Source organism: Serratia sp. 22278, assembly GCF_052045405.1.
Classification (GTDB): Bacteria; Pseudomonadota; Gammaproteobacteria; order Enterobacterales; family Enterobacteriaceae; genus Serratia; species Serratia marcescens.
Genome location: NZ_JBQEOW010000006.1, coordinates 208,873 through 229,307, shown reverse-complemented (window position 1 = coordinate 229,307; position 20,435 = coordinate 208,873). Strand labels below are relative to the sequence as shown.

The window sequence follows — 20,435 nt, the reverse complement described above, 5'->3', positions numbered from 1 at the left end:
CGTTAGTGTTCTCTGTTATCGTCGGTTTTTGGCGGCACCGGATCATCGCCACCTGGGTTCAAAGGGTGGCATTTTAATACGCGTTTCAATGCTAACCAACTGCCTTTTATCATGCCAAACCTGCTTAATGCCTCAATTGCGTAATGAGAGCATGTCGGCTGGAAGCGACAACGAGGCCCTAGCAGCGGGCTGATGACGAGCTGATAGGCCCGCACCAGCCCGATCAGGATGCGGGAGCCTGGCGACAGTGGCGACGCCATAATTTATCCAAAGCTTCCGTCAGCGCGCGGTTATCCAAATCCGCTATCCCCTTTTTGGCCACCACGACAAAATCCATCGCCGGTAATTCGTGCTGGCGCAGGCGGAAGCTCTCGCGGGTTAGGCGTTTGATCCGATTACGCTCGTGCGCGCGTTTGACGTGTTTTTTGGCGACGGTAAGACCGATGCGGGGATGCCCCAGCTGGTTCAGGCGGCCGAGGATGGTGATTTGCGGCGTGCCAGCCCGTTGTGGCTGCTGGAAGACGAAAGTGAAATGAGTGGGAGTTAACAAACGTAACTCCCTGGGAAAAGCGAGCTTAACCACTCAGCGGGTTAGCTTTATTACTTAGAAACAGTCAGACGAGCACGGCCTTTCGCACGACGGCGGGCCAGAACTTGACGACCATTTTTGGTGGCCATACGAGCACGGAAACCGTGGCTACGGTTGCGCTTCAATACGGACGGTTGGAAAGTGCGTTTCATAGCGATTTCTACCTAAACTTAAAATAATTACTGATCAGTAAACGCGTTTGGCTACTCGGCGTGAAGATGACCGACGCCTCAATCGCAATACATAAAGAAGCGGGATTGTAATAATTGTACAGTCCTGAGTCAATTCGCATCGCGCCAGCCTACCTGGTTGTCTGCCAATAACGGAACAAAATCCGGTCTTGGCCCGTGGTCACCGCAGAATCCTGTCTGGCTAATGACGCACCATAAGGAACCAGGTATCACACGTAGGGCGAAGATTATACGGACTCGGGGTGAAATCGCAAGGATCCCCGTGAGATCCTTTGCGCGCGATCGCAGGATCCGGCGTGGATAACAGGGTATAACCGGTTGACAATGTAAAAAACGCGGCGCAGCGGCCGGGATCTGCGCGGTCATTCGGCGCTGGCGGTGAAAAGATCGCCGCCGGCCGCGGCCTGTGGATAAAATGGATCTAATCTGTGAGGAAGGGGAGGATCTCTTGCTCGGATTGCGCTATGATCCGTCATTCCGATCGCGATCCCTCATGCCGGGATCGTGAGGGACACAAACCGTGAAAGGCGGTTCGCATCCCCCACAGGCAAACAGCCGATGCCGGGTATGTGTCAAAAATCATGAGTTATAAAAAAGTTGCCCGTTTCTTTTCTTTATTGATCTTGTTCGAGTGGAGTCCGCCGTGTCACTTTCGCTTTGGCAGCAGTGTCTTGCCCGATTGCAGGATGAGTTACCTGCCACAGAATTTAGTATGTGGATTCGCCCATTGCAGGCGGAACTGAGTGACAACACCCTGGCGCTGTACGCGCCTAACCGTTTTGTGCTGGATTGGGTTCGCGATAAGTACTTAAACAACATCAATGGTCTGCTGAATGATTTCTGCGGCACGGACGCGCCTTTGCTGCGTTTTGAAGTCGGCAGCAAGCCGATCACGCAGGTGATCAGCCAGACCGTGACCGCCAGCGTCAGCAGCGCCCCTGCGGCTCCGGCGGCGCGCACGGCCGCGCCTTCGCGCCCGAGCTGGGACAACGCGGCGGCGCAACCCGAGCTCTCTTATCGCTCCAACGTCAACCCCAAACACACCTTCGACAACTTCGTCGAGGGTAAGTCCAACCAACTGGCGCGCGCGGCGGCTCGCCAGGTGGCGGACAATCCGGGCGGCGCCTACAACCCTTTGTTCCTGTATGGCGGCACCGGCCTGGGTAAAACTCACCTGCTGCACGCGGTCGGCAACGGTATCATGGCGCGCAAGGCCAACGCCAAAGTGGTCTACATGCACTCGGAACGCTTTGTGCAGGACATGGTCAAAGCGTTGCAGAACAATGCCATCGAAGAGTTTAAGCGCTACTACCGTTCGGTCGACGCGTTGCTGATCGATGACATCCAATTCTTTGCCAACAAGGAGCGTTCGCAGGAAGAGTTCTTCCATACCTTTAACGCCCTGTTGGAAGGCAATCAGCAGATCATCCTGACTTCGGATCGCTACCCTAAAGAGATCAACGGGGTGGAAGATCGTCTGAAGTCCCGCTTCGGCTGGGGGCTGACGGTGGCGATCGAGCCGCCGGAGCTGGAAACCCGCGTGGCGATCCTGATGAAAAAGGCCGACGAAAACGACATTCGCCTGCCGGGCGAAGTGGCGTTCTTCATCGCCAAGCGCCTGCGTTCCAACGTGCGTGAGCTCGAAGGGGCGCTGAACCGCGTGATCGCCAACGCCAACTTTACCGGCCGGGCCATCACCATCGATTTCGTGCGCGAAGCGCTGCGCGATCTGCTGGCGCTGCAGGAAAAGCTGGTCACCATCGACAATATCCAAAAGACGGTGGCGGAGTATTACAAGATTAAAGTCGCGGATTTGCTGTCCAAGCGGCGTTCGCGATCCGTTGCCCGCCCGCGCCAGATGGCGATGGCGCTGGCGAAGGAACTCACCAACCACAGCCTGCCGGAAATCGGCGATGCGTTTGGTGGCCGCGACCATACCACGGTGTTGCACGCCTGCCGGAAGATCGAGCAGTTGCGTGAGGAAAGTCACGACATCAAAGAAGATTTCTCCAATTTAATCAGAACATTATCTTCATAGCGCTATGAAATTTATCGTTGAACGTGAGCATCTGCTAAAACCGCTGCAACAGGTGAGCAGCCCGCTGGGCGGCCGCCCGACCTTGCCGATCCTGGGCAACCTGCTGCTGCAGGTGACGGAAGGCTCCCTGCTGCTGACCGGCACCGATCTGGAGATGGAGATGGTGGCGCGCGTCGCCCTGTCCCAGCCGCACGAGCCGGGCGCGACCACCGTGCCCGCGCGCAAATTCTTTGATATCTGCCGTGGCCTGCCGGAAGGGGCGGAGATTGCCGTCACGCTGGAGAGCGAGCGCATGCTGGTGCGGTCCGGCCGCAGCCGCTTCTCGCTGTCCACGCTGCCCGCGGCGGACTTCCCGAACCTGGACGACTGGCAGAGCGAGGTGGAATTCACCTTGCCGCAGGCGACGCTGAAGCGCCTGATCGAAGCCACCCAGTTCTCGATGGCCCACCAGGACGTGCGTTACTACTTGAACGGCATGCTGTTTGAAACCGAAGGCGAAGAGCTGCGCACCGTCGCGACCGACGGCCACCGCCTGGCGGTGTGCTCGATGCCGATCGGCCAGCAGCTGCCGTCGCATTCGGTGATCGTGCCGCGTAAAGGGGTGATGGAGCTGGTGCGCTTGCTGGACGGCGGCGATTCGTTGTTGCAGCTGCAGATCGGCAGCAACAACATTCGCGCCCACGTCGGCGATTTCATCTTCACGTCCAAGCTGGTTGACGGCCGTTTCCCGGACTATCGCCGCGTCTTGCCGAAGAACCCGGACAAAACGCTGGAAGCCGGCTGCGATCTGCTCAAGCAGGCGTTCGCCCGCGCGGCCATTCTCTCGAACGAGAAATTCCGCGGCGTGCGGCTGTACGTCAGCCAGAACCAGCTGAAGATCACCGCCAACAACCCGGAGCAGGAAGAGGCGGAAGAGATCCTCGACGTCAGCTACGACGGCGCGGAGATGGAGATCGGCTTCAACGTCAGCTACGTGCTGGACGTGTTGAACGCGCTCAAGTGTGAAGACGTGCGCCTGCTGTTGACCGACTCGGTCTCCAGCGTGCAGATCGAAGACGGCGCCAGCCAGGCGGCGGCCTACGTTGTCATGCCAATGCGGTTGTAGTCTCGTTACCTTGAATTACAGCACCGTCATCGGTAAAGAGATTGCATGGCTCTGACGCGTTTATTGATTAAAGACTTCCGCAATATCGAGGCGGCGGATTTGGCGCTGGCGCCGGGATTCAACTTCCTGGTCGGCGCCAACGGCAGCGGCAAGACCAGCGTGCTGGAGGCGGTGTATACGCTCGGCCATGGCCGAGCCTTTCGCAGCCTGCAGGCCGGTCGGGTCATTCGCCACGACCAACCGGAGTTCGTGCTGCACGGCCGCATCGAAGGCGCGGAGCGCGAGCTGTCGGTAGGATTGAGCAAGAGCCGTCAGGGTGACAGCAAAGTACGCATCGATGGCAGCGACGGCCACAAGGTGGCCGAGCTGGCGCAGCTGCTGCCCATGCAGCTGATCACCCCCGAAGGTTTTACCCTGCTGAACGGCGGGCCGAAATTCCGGCGCGCTTTCCTGGACTGGGGCTGTTTTCATAACGAACCCGGTTTTTTCACCGCCTGGAGCAACCTGAAACGGTTACTGAAGCAGCGCAATGCCGCGCTGCGCCAGGTGAGTCGCTATGCGCAGATCCGCGCCTGGGATCAGGAACTGATCCCGCTCGCGGAGCGCATCAGCGAATGGCGGGCGGAATACAGCGACGCGATCGCCGCGGATATCACCGCGACCTGCGCGCAGTTTCTGCCTGAATTCGCCCTGAGCTTCTCCTTCCAGCGCGGCTGGGATAAAGAGAGCGATTACGGCGAGCTGCTGGAGCGCCAGTTTGAGCGCGACAGGGCGTTGACCTATACCGCGGTGGGGCCGCATAAAGCGGACTTTCGCATTCGTGCCGACGGCACGCCGGTAGAGGATTTGTTATCGCGCGGTCAGCTTAAGCTGCTGATGTGCGCGTTGCGCTTGGCGCAGGGTGAGTTTCTCACCCGGCAGAGCGGGCGGCGTTGCCTGTATCTGATTGATGATTTTGCCTCCGAGCTGGACACCGGCCGTCGCCGGTTGCTGGCCGATCGCCTGAAAGCCACCCAGGCCCAGGTTTTTGTCAGCGCGGTCAGCGCTGAGCAAGTGACCGACATGGCCGGTGAAAAGGGCAAGATGTTCCGCGTGGAACAGGGTAAAATAGAGGTTCAACCACAGGACTAAAATGAGCGAGAAACGTTGATGTCGAATTCTTATGACTCCTCAAGTATCAAGGTATTAAAAGGGCTGGATGCGGTGCGCAAGCGCCCGGGCATGTATATCGGCGATACCGATGACGGCACCGGTCTGCACCACATGGTATTCGAGGTTGTGGACAACGCTATCGACGAAGCGCTCGCGGGCCACTGTAGCGACATTCAGGTCACCATCCATGCCGACAACTCGGTATCGGTGCAGGATGACGGCCGCGGCATTCCGACCGGCATTCACCCGGAAGAAGGGGTTTCAGCCGCAGAGGTCATCATGACCGTGCTGCACGCCGGCGGTAAATTCGACGACAACTCCTATAAAGTTTCCGGCGGCCTGCACGGCGTGGGCGTCTCGGTGGTTAATGCCCTGTCGGAGAAACTGGAGCTGGTGATCCGCCGCGAAGGCAAAGTGCACGAACAAACTTACAGCCACGGCGAGCCGCAGGCGCCGCTGACCGTGGTGGGCGAAACCGAGCAGACCGGCACTATGGTGCGTTTCTGGCCAAGCCACCAGACCTTTACCAATGTGACCGATTTCGAGTACGACATTCTGGCCAAGCGCCTGCGCGAGCTGTCCTTCCTCAACTCCGGCGTGTCTATCCGCCTGAAGGACAAGCGCACTGACCGTGAAGACCACTTCCATTACGAAGGCGGCATCAAGGCGTTTGTCGAGTACCTGAACAAGAACAAAACGCCGATCCACCCGAACGTGTTCTACTTCTCCACCGTGAAAGACGACATCGGCGTGGAAGTGGCGCTGCAGTGGAACGACGGTTTCCAGGAAAACATCTACTGCTTCACCAACAACATTCCGCAGCGCGACGGCGGCACGCACCTGGTCGGTTTCCGTACCGCGATGACCCGTACGCTGAACAGCTACATGGAGAAGGAAGGCTACAGCAAGAAGGCCAAGGTCAGCGCCACCGGCGATGACGCGCGTGAAGGCCTGATCGCCGTGGTGTCGGTGAAGGTGCCGGATCCCAAGTTCTCCTCTCAGACCAAGGACAAGCTGGTCTCTTCCGAGGTGAAAACCGCGGTTGAAACGCTGATGAACGAGAAGCTGGTGGATTACCTGATGGAAAATCCGGGCGACGCGAAAATCGTGGTCGGCAAAATCATCGACGCGGCGCGCGCGCGCGAAGCGGCGCGTAAAGCGCGTGAGATGACCCGCCGCAAAGGCGCGCTGGATCTGGCCGGCCTGCCGGGCAAGCTGGCGGACTGCCAGGAACGCGATCCGGCGCTGTCCGAACTGTACCTGGTGGAAGGGGACTCCGCGGGCGGCTCTGCCAAGCAGGGGCGCAACCGCAAGAACCAGGCTATCTTGCCGCTGAAGGGGAAAATCCTCAACGTCGAGAAGGCGCGTTTCGACAAAATGCTCTCTTCACAGGAAGTGGCGACGCTGATCACCGCGCTGGGCTGCGGCATCGGCCGTGACGAGTACAGCCCGGACAAGCTGCGTTACCACAGCATCATCATCATGACCGATGCCGACGTCGACGGTTCGCACATCCGTACGCTGCTGTTGACCTTCTTCTACCGCCAAATGCCGGAAATCATCGAGCGTGGCCACGTGTTCATCGCACAGCCGCCGCTGTACAAGGTGAAGAAAGGCAAGCAGGAGCAGTACATCAAAGATGACGAGGCGATGGATCAGTACCAGATCGCCATCGCGATGGACGGCGCCACGCTGCATACCAACGCCAGCGCACCGGCGCTCGGCGGCGAGCAGTTGGAAAAACTGGTGGCCGAGCACTATGGCGTGCAGAAGCTAATCGGCCGCATGGAGCGCCGCTACCCGCGCGCGCTGTTGAACAGCCTGATCTATCAGCCGACGCTGAACGAAGGCGATCTCAGCGATGAAGCCAAGGTGAAGACCTGGATCGCGTCGCTGGTGCAGGCGCTGAACGACAAAGAGCAGCACGGCAGCAGCTATGATTTCGTGATCTTCGAGAACCGTGAGCGCCAGATGTTCGAGCCGGCGCTGCGCATCCGCACCCACGGCGTGGATACCGACTACAAGCTGGACTTCGACTTCATCCACGGCGGCGAATACCGCAAGATCTGCCTGCTGGGCGAGCAGCTGCGCGGGCTGATCGAAGAGGGCGCGTTCATCGAGCGCGGCGAACGCCGTCAACCGGTAGACAGCTTCGAGCAGGCGCTGGAGTGGCTGGTGAAAGAGTCGCGCCGCGGCCTGTCGGTGCAGCGTTATAAAGGTCTGGGCGAGATGAACCCTGAGCAACTGTGGGAAACCACCATGGATCCGGAAAGTCGCCGCATGCTGCGCGTGACCGTCAAGGACGCCATCGCTGCCGATCAGCTGTTCACCACGCTGATGGGCGATGCGGTTGAACCGCGTCGCGCCTTTATCGAAGAAAACGCCCTGAAAGCGGCGAACATCGATATCTGATGCGTTAATGGTTGTAAAAATCCGCGCCGGGCGACCCGCGCGGATTTTTTTTGCGCCTTTTTTGGCGCTGACAGCCGTGGCTGAAACGCGTTAGCATGGGAAAAAACCACTGGGAGAAGCGTTGAATGGCTATTGAACTGATTGCGATCGACATGGACGGCACGTTGCTGGATCCGCAGCACCAAATCACGCCGGCGGTAAAGCAGGCTATCGCGGCGGCGCGGCGCAAAGGGGTGCACGTGGTGCTGGCCACCGGGCGGCCATATGTCGGCGTGCAGGACTATCTGCGCCAGTTGGACATTCAGGGCCCTGGCGATTTCTGTATCACCTATAACGGCGCGCTGGTGCTGCGTGCGGCTGACGGCGCCTGCATTCTGCAAGAAACGCTGGGCTTTGAGGATTATCTGCACTTTGAGCAGATGGCGCGCGAGTTCGGCGTTCACTACCAGGCGTTTGATTTCGATACCCTGTATACCCCGAACAAGGATATCGGCAAGTACACCATACACGAAGCGGAAATGACCGGCATTCCGCTGAAATACCGCAGCGTGGAAGAGATGGATCGCCAGATGCGTTTCCCTAAAGTGATGATGATCGACGAACCGGCGCTGCTGGACAGCGCCATCGCGCGCATCCCGGAGGAAACGCGCGCGCGTTACACTATCTTGAAAAGTGCGCCTTACTACCTCGAGATCTTACATAAAAACGTCGATAAGGGCGCCGGGGTGAAAATGCTGGCCGAGCACCTCGGCGTGGCGCGGGAAAACATCATGACGCTGGGGGATCAGGCTAACGATACGGCGATGATCGAATATGCCGGCGTCGGCGTGGCGATGGGCAACGCCATTCCCGAACTGAAAGCGGTGGCGCAGTTTGTCACCAGCGCCAATACCGAAGACGGCGTGGCGCGCGCTATCGAGAAGTTCGTGCTCAACGCCTGATAACGCGGGGCGCTGCGGCGCCTCTTTATACTTTCGCCAACACCCCTTTGGCGATCTGCAGATCCTGAATCGCCAGCCCGGTGAGATCGGCGATGGTGATGTGATGCGGCTCGCGTCGCACCCGTCCGCCCTGCGCCAATGCGGCGCCCATTTCGACGATTGGCGTTGAAATCAGCTTGTGCTGCCGATAAGCCGTTGCGATCTCGCCATAGTCTGTACACTGAGCCAGCGCATCGACCAGCAGCGCGTCCGCGCGGGCCACCAGCTCGGTCGCCAGCTCCTGCTTACCGGGCGCGTCGGCGCCCACCGCGGTAATGTGCGTGCCGGGCCGAATATCCGCCGCCTGCAAAATCGGTTCGCGGCTGGGCGTGGTGGTGACGATCAGCTGACAGTGCGCCGCCAGCTCCGCCGCATTCTGCGTGACCCGCACCCGAAAACCCTCGGCCTCGACATCGCGTCGATACGCCGCCAGCGCCTGTTCGTTGCGGCCCCACACCCATACCTCGCGGCAATCGGTCACCGGTTTCAGACATTGCAGCTGCAGCCGCGCCTGCAGGCCGGTGCCGACCATGCCTATCGCCTGAATATGCGGCGGCGCGCACAGATCGGCGGCGATGCGGCCGGCCAGTGCGGTGCGCAGCGCGGTCAGCCAACCCTCATCCTGCAACAGTGCGCGGGGCTCGCCGGTTTGGGCGGAGAACGCCATCATCAGCCCCTGATTGCTCGGCAGGCCGTGTTCGGCATTGCGATAGAAACCGGTAGAGATCTTGACCACGAACAGTTCGTCGCCTTCCAACCAGGCGGATTTGATGCAGCAGTCGCCGGCGGCCTGCTCGAACAGGAAATGCTGCGCCGGCGGCTGTTGCACCCGCTGTTGCGAGTAGGCGATAAAACCCTGCTTCAGCAGCGGCGTTATGGCCTCGGCGTCGAACGCGGCGAGAATTTGCTGCCGATTAAGGATGCGCATCGGCGATGGCCTTGAGGTATTTCTCCAGCACGATGTTTTTACCGCACAGCACCACCGCCACCTTTTTACCTCGGTATTCCGGCGCCAGTTTGATCGCCGCCGCCAGCGCCACGCCTGCTGCGCCTTCGATAATCCAGCGATCGCTGGCGGCGATCAGGCGCATCGCGAGTTTGATCTCCGCCTCGCTGACCAGCACTTTGCGGTCAATCAGCTGCTGGCACAGCGGGAAGGTCACGGCGCCCGGCTCGACGCCGCCGGCGGTGCCGTCGGACAAGGTTTCTTGTTCTTCCACCGGGAAGATATGGCCGGCTTCCAACGCGCTGTACAGGCTGGTGGCGTTTTCCGGCCAGCAGGCGATAAGCTGCGTGTTTGGCGACAGTTGCCGCAGAACGGTGCCGATGCCGGCGATATAGCCACCGCCGCCCACCGCCACGAATACCGCGTCCAGATCGGCGAGTTGTTCAACCAGCTCCATGCCGCAGGTGCCCTGGCCGGCGATCACCTGTTCGTCGTTATACGGCGAGATATAGGTTTTCCCCTGTTCGCGTGCGGCCAGTTCCCCCGCCAGTTCGGCGTTCAGCGCATCACCCGGCACCAATTCCACGATGCCGCCCAGCGCCCGGATGGTGTCGAGCTTGATGCTCGCCGCCGTCTCCGGCGCATAAACCGTGACGCCAACGCCCATACGCTGCCCCGCCAGAGCGACCGCCTGGCCGTGGTTGCCGGTTGAGGCGGCGATCACGCCGCGCCGGCGTTGCTCGTTATCCAACAGCCGCAGCTTGTTGCTGGCGCCGCGAAATTTAAAGGAACCGGTGTGCTGCAGGTGATCGCATTTCAGATACAGCTCGCAGCCCAATTGCTGAGAAAGCAGCACGCTGCGCTCCAGCGGCGTGACCCGCACCTGAGGGCGCAGTTGCTGATGAGCGGAAACAATGGCATCGAAGAGGGTGTTCATACCGGCTCCAGAAGATTTGTTTGGACTAAAAATCCAGTTTGTACTTTTTTGTATTAATTGTAAACCCCGCAGCCTGACCCTCGGGCACACCGATCAGAAAACGGCAACGGTCGGAAGGAACATTGCGTTTTCGGTGAAAATAATCATAAACCGGTCGTCTAGTGGCACGATTTTTTATTTATTTGCGTTAAGTAAGGCGCCGCCGCTGCCTTATTCTTATAAGGAAGATGAGAATGAAAAAATAGCGTTTTCATCACCCACCCTATTACATTGGCGCCGTTGAGTTTCGCCGGCAGGAATACAATTGCCTAGTCGGCCGCTTATTTCCTGCCGACGCCGTCGATCGGCTTAAATGATAAGACGCTGAAAAATAATTGCGTGATTTCGAACCGAAAAATTCCTCCCGCCTCACCCTCACAGGCCATATGAAACGCTGCGGGCGATCCGGTAAGATGATGGCTCAGCGCCAGCATGTGCAGGAGAGCCGCCATGAGCCATCGGGAAAAACAACTGACTTTCGACCCACGCGGGCATCAGTTAACCAATATCAACGTCTGGACGCCGGACAGCCAATGGCTGGCTTATGACGTGCGTCCGCGCGGCGCCTCTTTCACCGGCCTCAGCATCGAGCGTGTCAACGTCGCCAGCGGCGCGGTGGAGGTGATTTATCGCGCCCAGCACGGCGCCCACGTCGGCGTGGTCACGGTCAGCCCCGATGCGCCGGCGCGCTATGCCTTTATTCACGGACCTGAGCACCCGGACAGCGCCTGGCAGTATGATTTTCACCACCGCCGCGGAGTGATCGTCAGCGAACCGGATCGCGAGTTGGCCATCACCCTCGACGCGCTGGATATCACCGCGCCCTATACGCCCGGCGCGCTGCGCGGCGGCAGCCATGTGCACGTTTTCAGTCCGGACGGCAGCCGCCTCAGCTTTACCTACAACGATCACGTGATGCATGAACGCGATCCGGCGCGCGATCTGCGCAACGTCGGCGTGGCCGTGCCGCTGCACGGGGTTAACCCGCCAAAACAGCACCCGCGCGAGTACGACGGCAGCCACTATTGCGTGTTGGTCAGCGAGACGGTGCCGCAGCCGCGGCCGGGCAGCGATCAGATTAATCGCGCTTACGAAGAAGGCTGGATCGGCCGCGAAGGCTACCGTAAGGCCGACGGCAGCCGGCAGCGCTGGGCGCTGGCATTTATCGGCGATACGTTGTCCGCCGCCGGAGAGAAGCTGTCTGAGGTGTTTATCGTCGATCTGCCGGAGAACGACGTCGACTACGCCCGGGCGGGCGCTCTGCCGCTGCAGGGGACGGAAAGCGAGCTGCCGGCGCCGCCGCTTGGCGTCAGGCAGCGGCGGGTAACCTTTACCGGGGATCGCCGTTTTCCTGGCGTGGCTAGTGCGCCGCGCCACTGGCTGCGCAGTTCGCCGGACGGCAGCCAGATAGCTTTTCTGATGAAGGACGACGGCGGCGTGGTGCAGCTGTGGACGGTGTCGCCGAACGGCGGTGAGCCGCGCCAGGTCAGCCGCAGCGAGCATGACGTCCAGTCGGCGTTCAGCTGGCACCCGCAGGGCGGGACGATAGCCTTGGTGTGCGACAACAGCGTGATGCTGTGCGAGGTGGCCAGCGGCCGCCTGCAGCGATTGACGCCGCGCAGCGTGCAGCCGCCGTCGGGGGATGCCGTGGTGTTTTCGCCGGATGGCAAGAAAGTGGCGTTTATGCGCGAGATAGCGGGGTTCAACCAGATCTTTGTGGTTGAGGCGTAAGGCGGGCCTGATGACCCGCTGCGTGTGCGATTAGTGCGTGGCGGTGCTGTCGTCGCCCTGACCGGGATTGCCGGTCGCCGCCAGATTCTGCTGCTCGCTGCGCAGGATACGCGCTTTTGGCGAGTCTGTGGTGGCGTCGTTGCCGGAGCGCAGATAGTCGTAAGGCAGCAGCACGGTATCCATCACCGCGGAGAACGGCAGATCCAGCGCCACCAGCGGCATCATCGCCCAGCTGGTGTTGTCGTCCTTCAGCATGTCCACGCTGGCGCGGGTGCCGGGATAGTAACCCTGATTCGGGCCGGTATGGCTCATTACGCTGGAGCAACCGCTGGTCGCCAACAACATGCAGCCCGTCGCTATCGCTTTCATCGTCGTCATTAATCCATCCTGCAGGGTTGCTGTTCCCCTAAATTAAGCTGATTTATAACATCCTGTTGCTGCTTTAAAAGAAGCAAAATCCCGCTCTGTGGCGGCTCTCTCACTTTAGTGTAAGTGGTAAAAAAAACTTTTACCTTATTGATGCAAATTTTTTTTGATCCTCGCCTGTTGAATTGATGAAAGCAACCCCCATTTTATCATCAGAGCCGCATTGAGAATTCGCCGTAAGGGAATTCTGGCTTAATTAGCCTGTCCAGAGTGGAAGGCGTATTTATTTCAACCTCGCTGAAGTGCCTTAGGAGGCTGTTTTATGCGTAATTTTGATCTTTCCCCGCTATACCGTTCCGCCATTGGTTTCGATCGCCTGTTCAACGCGCTGGAGGCTGGCCAGAGTCAGGGCAACGGCGGTTATCCCCCTTATAATGTCGAACTGGTGGATGAAAATCATTATCGGATCGCCATCGCGGTAGCCGGGTTTGCCGAGCAGGAGCTGGAGATCACCACGCAGGATAATCTGCTGATCGTGCGCGGGGCGCACAACAATGAACCGGCAGAAAAAACCTATTTATACCAGGGCATCGCCGAGCGTAATTTCGAGCGTAAATTCCAGCTGGCCGAACATATTCAAATTAAAGGCGCCAAACTGGAGAATGGCCTGTTGTATATCGACATGCAACGCATCGTGCCGGAAACATTAAAACCGCGCCGCATCGAAATTAAATAAATTTCCGTTTCGCCGGCAGGTACGCTGCCGGTAAATATGAAGTCATGATTAGCCTGCCGTCAGGGGGCTGAATAAACACATCTCGCTTAATGAAAGGAGTTGTTCCTATGCGTAATTACGATTTATCCCCGCTTCTGCGTCAGTGGATTGGTTTTGATAAATTGGCCAGTTCAATGGGCGGCCAGGAACCTCAGGGGTTCCCGCCGTATAACATCGAGAAAAGTGATGACAATCACTACCGCATTTCTCTGGCGCTGGCCGGTTTCCGGCAAAGCGAACTGAATATCGAAGTGGAAGGGCCGCGGTTGACCGTCAGCGGTAAACCCACGCCGCCGGAAAAACAGGTTGAATACCTGCATCAAGGTCTGGTGTGCAAAGAGTTCCAGCTGACTTTCACCCTGGCGGAGCATCTGCAGGTGTCCGAAGCCAAATTTGAAAACGGCCTGTTGCACATCGATCTGGTGCGTCAGGTGCCGGAAGCCTTGCAGCCGCAGCGTATCGCCATCGGTGCGACGCCGGAGCTGGAAGCGAAATAACCGACTGAAAAGCGGTCATCATCATGCGAGGGAGATCCCAACGGATCTCCCTCGCTGCGTTATGTGGCGCGTGCCACAGTCCCCCCTTCTGCCCGATGCCATAATCCTTGTTAATTGTGTGTCTTTGGCCGCAAATCCCGTGTTCAACTTTTTTGGCAAGGATGTGACCTATGAGCGATATCGCCCTGACCGTCAGCATGTTGGCGTTGGCGGCCGTCATTGGGCTGTGGATGGGGAACTGGAAGCTGTATGGCGTCGGGCTGGGCATCGGCGGCGTGCTGTTCGGCGGTATCCTGGTTGGCCACTTTGCCCAGAGCGGGCAAATCAGCCTGAACGGGGACATGCTGCACTTTATCCAGGAGTTTGGCCTGATCCTGTTCGTCTACACCATCGGCATCCAGGTCGGCCCCGGTTTCTTCTCTTCGCTGCGCGTCTCCGGTCTGCGGCTCAACGCCTTCGCGGTGCTGCTGGTGGTGACCGGCGGCATAGTGGCGGCGGCGGTACACAAGCTGTTCGACGTGCCGCTGCCGATCATCCTCGGCGTGTTCTCCGGCGCGGTCACCAACACCCCGGCGCTGGGCGCCGGTCAACAAATCCTGACCGATCTCGGTTCCGATCCGGCGCTGGTGGACGGCATGGGGATGGGCTACGCCATGGCCTATCCGTTCGGCATATGCGGCATCCTGCTGGTGATGTGGCTGATCCGGCTGTTTTTCCGCATCAACATCGAGCGTGAGGCGCAGGCGTTTGAAAGCCGTCTGGGCAATCAGCGCGAGCTGCTGCACGCCATCAACGTGGCGGTGCGCAACCCCAATCTGCAGGGCATGGCGATCAAAAGCGTGCCGCTGCTCAACGGTGAAGCGATCGTCTGTTCGCGCCTCAAGCGCGGGGAGCTGCTGATGGTGCCGGCGCCGCACGAGCGGCTGGAGCTTGGCGACTACCTGCACCTGGTTGGCAAACGCGAAGATCTGGAGAACGCCCGGTTGGTGATCGGCGAAGAGGTGGATGCCTCGCTGTCGACGCGCGGCACTGCGCTGCAGGTGGTGAGGGCGGTGGTGACCAACGAGCAGGTGCTGGGCAAGAAAATCCGCGATCTGAATCTGAAGCAAAAGTATGACGTGGTGATTTCACGCCTCAACCGCGCCGGCGTGGAGCTGGTGGCCGGCAGCAACGTGACGCTGCAGTTTGGCGACATTCTCAACCTGGTCGGCCGGCCGGAGGCCATCGACGCGGTGACGGCGATTGTCGGCAACGCCCAACAAAAACTGCAGCAGGTGCAGATGCTGCCGGTCTTTATCGGTATTGGTCTCGGGGTATTGCTCGGTTCCATTCCGCTGTTCGTGCCCGGCTTCCCGGCGGCATTGCGGCTGGGGCTGGCCGGCGGGCCGCTGGTGGCGGCGCTGATCCTGGGGCGCATCGGCAGCATCGGCAAGCTGTACTGGTTTATGCCGCCGAGCGCCAACCTGGCGCTGCGCGAACTGGGCATCGTGCTGTTTCTGGCGGTGGTCGGATTGAAGTCGGGCGGCAACTTCATCGATACGTTGCTGCACGGCGAGGGGCTGACGTGGGTCGGGTACGGCGCCTTGATCACCGCCATTCCGCTGCTGAGCGTCGGCATTCTGGCGCGCACGGTGGGCAAGATGAACTATCTGACGCTGTCCGGCATGCTGGCGGGATCGATGACCGATCCGCCGGCGCTGGCCTTCGCCAACGGTCTGCATCCCACCAGCGGCGCCGCCGCGCTGTCTTACGCCACCGTATATCCGTTGGCGATGTTCCTGCGCATCATGTCGCCGCAGCTGCTGGCGGTGCTGTTCTGGACGCTGTAATCCAAAAAAAGGGCGCCGTGGTGGCGCCCCGATGGGTTGAGCTCAGTTCGCTTCCTGATGCGCGCGTTCGATCTCTTCCGCCAGGATCGCCACGCCGCGCTCGATTTTCTCCGGATCGGGCACGTAGTTCATGCGCATGCACTGGTGAGTGTGCGGCCAGTCGTGCTCCAGCCCCGGGAAGAAGTAGTGGCCCGGCACCATCAGCACGCCGCGCTTTTTCAGGCGCTGATACAGCACTTCGGTGGTGATCGGCAGATCCTTGAACCACAGCCAGAGGAAGATAGCCCCTTCCGGTTTGTGGATCAGGCAGCGCTCCGGCGACAGGTAGCGGCGAATAATCTCGATGGTGTGCTCGACGCGCTGTTTGTAGAACGGGCGAATCACCTCGTTCGACAGTCGCAGCAGATCGCCGCGCGCGATCATTTCCGTCGCCATCGCCGGCCCCATGCTGCCCGGCGACAGGCTGATGATGCCGTTCATGTTGGTCAACGCGGTGATCACCTTCTCGTCGGCGATCACGATGCCGCAGCGCGAGCCCGGCAGGCCGAGTTTGGACAGGCTCATGCACAGAATGGTGTTCGGGTTCCACAGCGGCGTGGCGTCGCTGAAGATAATACCGGGGAACGGCACGCCGTAGGCGTTATCGATCACCAGCGGAATATCGCGTTGCTGCGCCAGCAGGTCGAGCTTCATCAGCTCTTCGTCGGTGATCACGTTGCCGGTCGGGTTGGTCGGCCGTGAAACGCAGATCATGCCGATGTCGTCGCCAAGGGTGAGGTGTTCGAAATCAACGTGATATTTGAACTGGCCGTCCGGCAGCAGCTCAATGTTCGGTTTGGCGGAGACGAACAGCCCTTCGTCCAGCCCGGCGTCGGCATAGCCGATATATTCCGGCGCCAATGGGAACAGCACGCGGCGGCGCGAACCGTCGGCGTAGCGGCCGGCGAACAGGTTGAACAAGTAGAAAAACGCGCTTTGGCTGCCGTTAGTCAGTGCAATATTCTGTGGCGAAATCTCCCAGCCAAGCTCGTCGCGCAGCAGATTGGCCAGCGCTTTCAGCAGCGCGTCCTTGCCTTGCGGGCCGTCGTAGTTGCACAACGCTTCGGTCAGTTTGCCCTGGTCGAGCATCTCCTGGCACAGCTGTTTGAAGTAGGCTTCCATCTCTGGGATCTGCGCCGGGTTGCCGCCGCCGAGCATGATGGCACCGGGGGTGCGCAGGCCTTCGTTCAGGTCGTCCATCAAACGGGTAATGCCCGCATAACGGGTAAATTTTTCGCCGAAAAGTGAGAAAGTCATAGGTGTAGCAGTACTGTTTCTTAGCAGGTAATCCCCCACCATACCGCCAGACAAATCCCGCTGCAATGCGGCCGACAAATCGACCAATGGGCAAAAGCTTCGCTCATTGGCCTATTGTTAGCATATTACGCTGGATTATTGTGACCGTTCGCCGGCCCATACCACCATCACCTTATCGTCGCCGAGCCGACGGCTGAAAGCATAGTAGGCGGCGTGCGGCTGCGGGTTTTGCACGCCGCCGCCGATCGCCGGGTGGCGAGCGCGGAACTGCCCCAACCGTTGCCAGTGGGCCAGCAGCGGGGCTTTTTCCCCCTGCAGATCAGGCCAGTTCATGTCGGAGCGGGTGCCCTGCAGCGGATCGGAGCCGGTTGGGCCGAGCGGGCGGCCGCTTTCATCGCCGTAGTAAATCTGCACCGCGCCCGGCGCCAGCAACAGCAGGTTCGCCGCCCGCTGTTGGCGCACCTGCGAGCCTTTGGCGTCGCTGGCGAAGAACAGCCGGGTGTCGTGTGAAGAGAGGTAGCTCAGCACGTTGAAGTCCTGCAGCCGTTCGGCCATCTGCCGGTAGGTGGCGTCGATATCGGCGAAGCAGCCCAGCGCCTGCGACGCCTGGTCCTGGAAATCGAAGTTGATCATCGCGTCGAAACCGTTTTGGTAATAATCGCTTTTCATCACCCCGTGGCCCCAGGCCTCGCCGGTCATCCAAAACGGCGCATCATCCAGCGCCTGCTGCGGATGCTCCGCTTTCCACGCCGCCAATGCCGCCGTGGCGCGCTGTTTCAACAGCGCCAGCGTCGGTTTTTCCACGTGCTTGGCGGTGTCGACGCGGAAACCGTCGATGCCGTAATCGCGCACCCACTGGCTGAGCCAGACGGTCAGGTAATCGCGGGTGGCGGCGCCGGGCATGTCGCGCGCGGCGGTGTCGGGTTTGTGGCGATAGAACAGCGGCAGGCCGCTGGCGCCGGGCGCTTCGGTTTTGATGTCCGGCAGGAAGGCCAGCGACATAGTCAAATCGTCATAGCCCGGCGCGTCATAGTCGCCGATGTCGGTGCGGATCCAATTTTTCCCCCACCATGGGCGCCAGCCCGCCTTGTCGCTGAAGTTGATGTAGTCGTTGAAGCTGTGCCAGTTTTGCCCTGGCCCGGGGCGCCAGTCGCTCCAGTTTTTCCCCAGGGTTTTCTCCACCTCCGCGCCTTGCAGATACAGCGAGCCGAAGTGGAACGTCTGCATATCCGCCAGCGTGGCGTAGCCGACGTGGTTCACCACCACGTCGAACAGAATGCGAATACCGCGGCGATGCGCCTGCTCGACCAGCGTGCGCAGCTCCTGTTCGGTGCCCATGTTGGCGTCGAGGCGCGTCCAGTCCAGCGCGTAATAGCCGTGATAGGCGTAATGCGGGAAATCGCCTTGGGTACCGCCGCCGACCCAGCCGTGGATCTGCTCCAGCGGCGAGCTGATCCACAAGGCGTTGACGCCGAGCTGCTGCAGATAATCCAGCTTCTGCGTCAGGCCGGCCAGATCGCCGCCGTGAAAGGTGCCTATTTCCTGCAGGCCGTCGCTGCGGCGCCCGTAGCTGTGGTCATTGGCCGGATTGCCGTTCTCAAAGCGATCGGTCAGCACGAAGTAGACCGTGGCGTTATGCCAACTGAACGCCGCCGGTTTCGCCGTGGCGGCGGATTCCAGCAGCAACAGGCCGCCGCTGGCGGCGGCGGGCTGCAGCGTGATTTTCCCCTGGCTCACCTGCGCCGTTTGACCGGAATAGAAATCGCGCAGCGTTTCGCCTTCGGCGAAGGTGGAGGCGACGTCGACCGTGACCGGCTTGCCGTCCCAGCGCGGGCAACTGCGCACGGCAACGGCGGCGTTTTCCGGCGCGCGGCTCAGGCTGAGCTGCAGCGTCGGCGTGCCGCTGCGCGTGTCGATGCGCACCTGATAGTCGCCTGCGCGGAACTGCCGCCAGCTGACCTGCGGATGGGCGCCGCAGGGCTGCAGTGACAGCGCCTGGTTAAGTTTTACCGCCTCGGCCGGCTGCCAGCAGTGGTTATCCTGATACAGGCGCAGCGGCAACTGGCCCTTGGGCAGCGCGGCCTGGCTGGCGAACAGCCCGGCGGCCGTTTCGTCGAAGGCCGGGAATCCCGGCAACGTCCAGCCGGCCAGCGCCGAAGGCGACAGCAGCATCAACAAGGGCAGGGGTAACAGTTTCATGGCTCTCCTTACGCGCGGCAGGAAGCGTTTTTTCCGCTGGGTAGCGCCAGTGTGGCAAACGGCGGAAAAATGGCCTCCTCCCTGAGAGGGTTTTTCGGGGAGGAGAGGAAGGGCGGAGCGTTTTCGGATTGATTCGGCTTGGCTTTGCGCGTGCGCTGCGGCAGATTAAACGATGAACATCAAAGGAGGTTAGCGATGACGGACAAAAACTGGCGAGAAGAGATCGTTCAGGCAATTCAGGATGCCGAATTGCAGCACTTCGCCGAAGAACATCAGCTGCAGGCGCTGTTCGCGCCGCAGCAGGAAGAGCAACACGGCCGGTTATCCGCAGACCACCGGCCGCGCTGAGTTATTTCCGCAACAGCTGCGGGTTGACGCAGTTTTCTTTCACCGTGCCGGTCAACGCGGCGATCAAATTATCCACCGCGCAGGCGGCCATGCCGTAGCGCGTTTCATGGGTGGCGGAACCGATGTGCGGCAGCGCCACCACGTTCGGCATGCTGAGCAGCGGCGAATTGGCCGGCAGCGGCTCTTTCTCGAACACGTCCAACCCGGCGGCGTGGATCACGCCGTTTTGCAGCGCTTCGATCAGCGCCTGCTCATCCACCACCGGCCCGCGGCCGGCGTTGATCAGAATGCCGCTTTTCTTCATCTTCGCCAGCTGATCGCGGCCGATCATGTGGAAGGTTTGTTCGGTCAGCGGCAGCGTGATGCAAACGAAATCCGATTCGGCCAGCAGGGTATCCAGATCGCAGCGGCGCGCGTTGAAGCGCTGTTCCGCCTCTTCGTGCGTGCGGCGGGCGTTGTAGAGCACCGGCATGCCGAAGCCGAAGTGCGCGCGCTGCGCCAGCGCCAGGCCGATGCGCCCCATGCCGAGGATGCCGATGGTTTTGTGGTGCACGTCGACGCCGAACCAGTCCGGCCCGATGCTGCCGCGCCATTCGCCGGCCTTCACCCGCTCCGCCACTTCCACCACCCGGCGCGCGGTCGCCAGCACCAGGCTCATGATGGTGTCGGCGACGGTTTCGGTCAGCACCGTCGGGGTATGCATCAGCAGCACGTTATGGGCGTTGAGCGCCTCGACGTCGAAGTTGTCGTAGCCGACGGAAACGGTCGAGGCCGCGCGCAGTTTGGGCGCCTGCTGCAGGAAGGCTTCGTCAATTTTACCGCCGGAACCGATGATCCCTTCGGCCTGCTGCAGCGCCTGGCGCAGTTCGTCGCGGTTCTCCGGCTGCAGGCCGTTGAAGGCGTGCACGGTGAAGTGCTGTTCCAGACGTTCACGCAGATCGGCGGGCAGGCTTTTGTACAATACGATAGAAGGCTTCATCACGAACTCCAGCTGAGCCAAAGGGG

General features: G+C 60.4%; 19 protein-coding genes. 10 read left to right on the top strand and 9 right to left on the bottom strand.

Going from position 1 to position 20,435, the window contains the following annotated elements; all coding sequences use genetic code 11:
• Window positions 1-2: 2 nt before the first annotated feature.
• Genes yidD through rpmH form a run of 3 tightly spaced genes read right to left on the bottom strand, consistent with a single transcriptional unit; the run spans window position 3 to window position 741 of the window.
• Window positions 3-260, bottom strand: coding sequence for a membrane protein insertion efficiency factor YidD (gene yidD, locus ACTJJ6_RS13975; RefSeq protein ID WP_004933881.1), 258 nt, complete (start codon window positions 258-260; stop codon window positions 3-5).
• Window positions 224-583 (bottom strand): ribonuclease P protein component, encoded by a 360-nt coding sequence (gene rnpA, locus ACTJJ6_RS13970; protein WP_004933883.1) that lies wholly within the window; start codon window positions 581-583, stop codon window positions 224-226. Before rnpA ends, yidD begins: the two co-directional genes overlap by 37 nt.
• Window positions 584-600: 17 nt before the next feature.
• Window positions 601-741 carry a 50S ribosomal protein L34 gene (gene rpmH, locus ACTJJ6_RS13965; protein ID WP_000831330.1) on the bottom strand — a complete coding sequence of 47 codons (141 nt, stop codon included), beginning with the start codon at window positions 739-741 and terminating at the stop codon, window positions 601-603.
• A gap of 682 nt (window positions 742-1,423) precedes the next feature.
• Between rpmH and dnaA the strand changes: the two genes are divergently transcribed.
• From dnaA to yidA, 5 genes are all read left to right on the top strand, one after another.
• Window positions 1,424-2,818 carry a chromosomal replication initiator protein DnaA gene (gene dnaA / locus ACTJJ6_RS13960; protein WP_004933889.1) on the top strand — a complete coding sequence of 465 codons (1,395 nt, stop codon included), beginning with the start codon at window positions 1,424-1,426 and terminating at the stop codon, window positions 2,816-2,818.
• A gap of 4 nt (window positions 2,819-2,822) precedes the next feature.
• On the top strand, window positions 2,823-3,923 hold the full coding sequence (gene dnaN / locus ACTJJ6_RS13955) for a DNA polymerase III subunit beta (protein WP_004933892.1): 1,101 nt from the start codon (window positions 2,823-2,825) through the stop codon (window positions 3,921-3,923).
• Window positions 3,924-3,968: 45 nt separating this feature from the next.
• A complete protein-coding gene (recF, locus tag ACTJJ6_RS13950) occupies window positions 3,969-5,054 on the top strand; it encodes a DNA replication/repair protein RecF (protein WP_004933895.1) in 1,086 nt (361 codons plus the stop codon).
• A gap of 18 nt (window positions 5,055-5,072) precedes the next feature.
• Window positions 5,073-7,487, top strand: a complete 2,415-nt coding sequence (gene gyrB / locus ACTJJ6_RS13945) for a DNA topoisomerase (ATP-hydrolyzing) subunit B (protein WP_019455494.1) — start codon at window positions 5,073-5,075, stop codon at window positions 7,485-7,487.
• Window positions 7,488-7,612: 125 nt separating this feature from the next.
• Window positions 7,613-8,428: a sugar-phosphatase gene (yidA, locus tag ACTJJ6_RS13940; RefSeq protein ID WP_440804208.1), complete on the top strand. Its 816-nt coding sequence runs from the start codon at window positions 7,613-7,615 to the stop codon at window positions 8,426-8,428.
• Window positions 8,429-8,453: 25 nt separating this feature from the next.
• On the opposite strand, the gene ACTJJ6_RS13935 is transcribed toward yidA, so the two are convergent.
• The gene (locus tag ACTJJ6_RS13935; protein ID WP_440804205.1) at window positions 8,454-9,395 is read right to left on the bottom strand and encodes an ornithine cyclodeaminase family protein; all 942 of its coding nucleotides are present in this window, start codon (window positions 9,393-9,395) and stop codon (window positions 8,454-8,456) included.
• Window positions 9,382-10,350: a threonine/serine dehydratase gene (locus ACTJJ6_RS13930; protein ID WP_143778357.1), complete on the bottom strand. Its 969-nt coding sequence runs from the start codon at window positions 10,348-10,350 to the stop codon at window positions 9,382-9,384. The genes ACTJJ6_RS13935 and ACTJJ6_RS13930 overlap by 14 nt, the downstream gene beginning before the upstream one ends.
• Window positions 10,351-10,839: 489 nt before the next feature.
• Here ACTJJ6_RS13930 and ACTJJ6_RS13925 point away from each other — a divergent pair, with 489 nt between their 5' ends.
• On the top strand, window positions 10,840-12,120 hold the full coding sequence (locus tag ACTJJ6_RS13925) for a DUF3748 domain-containing protein (RefSeq protein WP_440804202.1): 1,281 nt from the start codon (window positions 10,840-10,842) through the stop codon (window positions 12,118-12,120).
• A gap of 30 nt (window positions 12,121-12,150) precedes the next feature.
• On the opposite strand, the gene ACTJJ6_RS13920 is transcribed toward ACTJJ6_RS13925, so the two are convergent.
• Window positions 12,151-12,498, bottom strand: coding sequence for a YceK/YidQ family lipoprotein (locus ACTJJ6_RS13920; protein WP_049299620.1), 348 nt, complete (start codon window positions 12,496-12,498; stop codon window positions 12,151-12,153).
• Window positions 12,499-12,808: 310 nt separating this feature from the next.
• Here ACTJJ6_RS13920 and ibpA point away from each other — a divergent pair, with 310 nt between their 5' ends.
• From ibpA to ACTJJ6_RS13905, 3 genes are all read left to right on the top strand, one after another.
• Complete coding sequence (gene ibpA / locus ACTJJ6_RS13915; protein WP_004933919.1) at window positions 12,809-13,222, top strand: small heat shock chaperone IbpA; 414 nt, start codon at window positions 12,809-12,811, stop codon at window positions 13,220-13,222.
• 107 nt (window positions 13,223-13,329) lie between these two features.
• Window positions 13,330-13,758: a small heat shock chaperone IbpB gene (gene ibpB, locus ACTJJ6_RS13910; protein ID WP_004933922.1), complete on the top strand. Its 429-nt coding sequence runs from the start codon at window positions 13,330-13,332 to the stop codon at window positions 13,756-13,758.
• A 170-nt stretch (window positions 13,759-13,928) separates the two neighbouring features.
• Window positions 13,929-15,587, top strand: coding sequence for a putative transporter (locus tag ACTJJ6_RS13905; RefSeq protein WP_016929592.1), 1,659 nt, complete (start codon window positions 13,929-13,931; stop codon window positions 15,585-15,587).
• A 42-nt stretch (window positions 15,588-15,629) separates the two neighbouring features.
• On the opposite strand, the gene ACTJJ6_RS13900 is transcribed toward ACTJJ6_RS13905, so the two are convergent.
• A complete protein-coding gene (locus ACTJJ6_RS13900; protein WP_016929591.1) occupies window positions 15,630-16,883 on the bottom strand; it encodes a valine--pyruvate transaminase in 1,254 nt (417 codons plus the stop codon).
• A 135-nt stretch (window positions 16,884-17,018) separates the two neighbouring features.
• Window positions 17,019-19,082 carry an alpha-amylase gene (locus ACTJJ6_RS13895; protein WP_049299619.1) on the bottom strand — a complete coding sequence of 688 codons (2,064 nt, stop codon included), beginning with the start codon at window positions 19,080-19,082 and terminating at the stop codon, window positions 17,019-17,021.
• Window positions 19,083-19,277: 195 nt separating this feature from the next.
• On the opposite strand from ACTJJ6_RS13895, the gene ACTJJ6_RS13890 reads away from it, so the two are divergent.
• Window positions 19,278-19,430, top strand: coding sequence for a hypothetical protein (locus ACTJJ6_RS13890; RefSeq protein ID WP_019455508.1), 153 nt, complete (start codon window positions 19,278-19,280; stop codon window positions 19,428-19,430).
• Window position 19,431: 1 nt separating this feature from the next.
• Here ACTJJ6_RS13890 and ghrB read toward each other — a convergent pair whose 3' ends face one another.
• Window positions 19,432-20,409 (bottom strand): glyoxylate/hydroxypyruvate reductase GhrB, encoded by a 978-nt coding sequence (ghrB, locus tag ACTJJ6_RS13885; RefSeq protein ID WP_016929588.1) that lies wholly within the window; start codon window positions 20,407-20,409, stop codon window positions 19,432-19,434.
• Window positions 20,410-20,435: the final 26 nt, after the last annotated feature.

Excerpts from the sequence above, each read along its gene's own strand:
- yidD (WP_004933881.1), bottom strand. The coding sequence starts at position 260 with ATGGCGTCGCCACTGTCGCCAGGCTCCCGCATCCTGATCGGGCTGGTG.
- rpmH (WP_000831330.1), bottom strand. The coding sequence starts at position 741 with ATGAAACGCACTTTCCAACCGTCCGTATTGAAGCGCAACCGTAGCCAC.
- dnaN (WP_004933892.1), top strand. The coding sequence starts at position 2,823 with ATGAAATTTATCGTTGAACGTGAGCATCTGCTAAAACCGCTGCAACAG.
- recF (WP_004933895.1), top strand. The coding sequence starts at position 3,969 with ATGGCTCTGACGCGTTTATTGATTAAAGACTTCCGCAATATCGAGGCG.
- gyrB (WP_019455494.1), top strand. The coding sequence starts at position 5,073 with ATGTCGAATTCTTATGACTCCTCAAGTATCAAGGTATTAAAAGGGCTG.
- yidA (WP_440804208.1), top strand. The coding sequence starts at position 7,613 with ATGGCTATTGAACTGATTGCGATCGACATGGACGGCACGTTGCTGGAT.
- ACTJJ6_RS13935 (WP_440804205.1), bottom strand. The coding sequence starts at position 9,395 with ATGCGCATCCTTAATCGGCAGCAAATTCTCGCCGCGTTCGACGCCGAG.
- ACTJJ6_RS13930 (WP_143778357.1), bottom strand. The coding sequence starts at position 10,350 with ATGAACACCCTCTTCGATGCCATTGTTTCCGCTCATCAGCAACTGCGC.
- ACTJJ6_RS13925 (WP_440804202.1), top strand. The coding sequence starts at position 10,840 with ATGAGCCATCGGGAAAAACAACTGACTTTCGACCCACGCGGGCATCAG.
- ACTJJ6_RS13920 (WP_049299620.1), bottom strand. The coding sequence starts at position 12,498 with ATGACGACGATGAAAGCGATAGCGACGGGCTGCATGTTGTTGGCGACC.
- ibpA (WP_004933919.1), top strand. The coding sequence starts at position 12,809 with ATGCGTAATTTTGATCTTTCCCCGCTATACCGTTCCGCCATTGGTTTC.
- ibpB (WP_004933922.1), top strand. The coding sequence starts at position 13,330 with ATGCGTAATTACGATTTATCCCCGCTTCTGCGTCAGTGGATTGGTTTT.
- ACTJJ6_RS13905 (WP_016929592.1), top strand. The coding sequence starts at position 13,929 with ATGAGCGATATCGCCCTGACCGTCAGCATGTTGGCGTTGGCGGCCGTC.
- ACTJJ6_RS13900 (WP_016929591.1), bottom strand. The coding sequence starts at position 16,883 with ATGACTTTCTCACTTTTCGGCGAAAAATTTACCCGTTATGCGGGCATT.
- ACTJJ6_RS13895 (WP_049299619.1), bottom strand. The coding sequence starts at position 19,082 with ATGAAACTGTTACCCCTGCCCTTGTTGATGCTGCTGTCGCCTTCGGCG.
- ACTJJ6_RS13890 (WP_019455508.1), top strand. The coding sequence starts at position 19,278 with ATGACGGACAAAAACTGGCGAGAAGAGATCGTTCAGGCAATTCAGGAT.
- ghrB (WP_016929588.1), bottom strand. The coding sequence starts at position 20,409 with ATGAAGCCTTCTATCGTATTGTACAAAAGCCTGCCCGCCGATCTGCGT.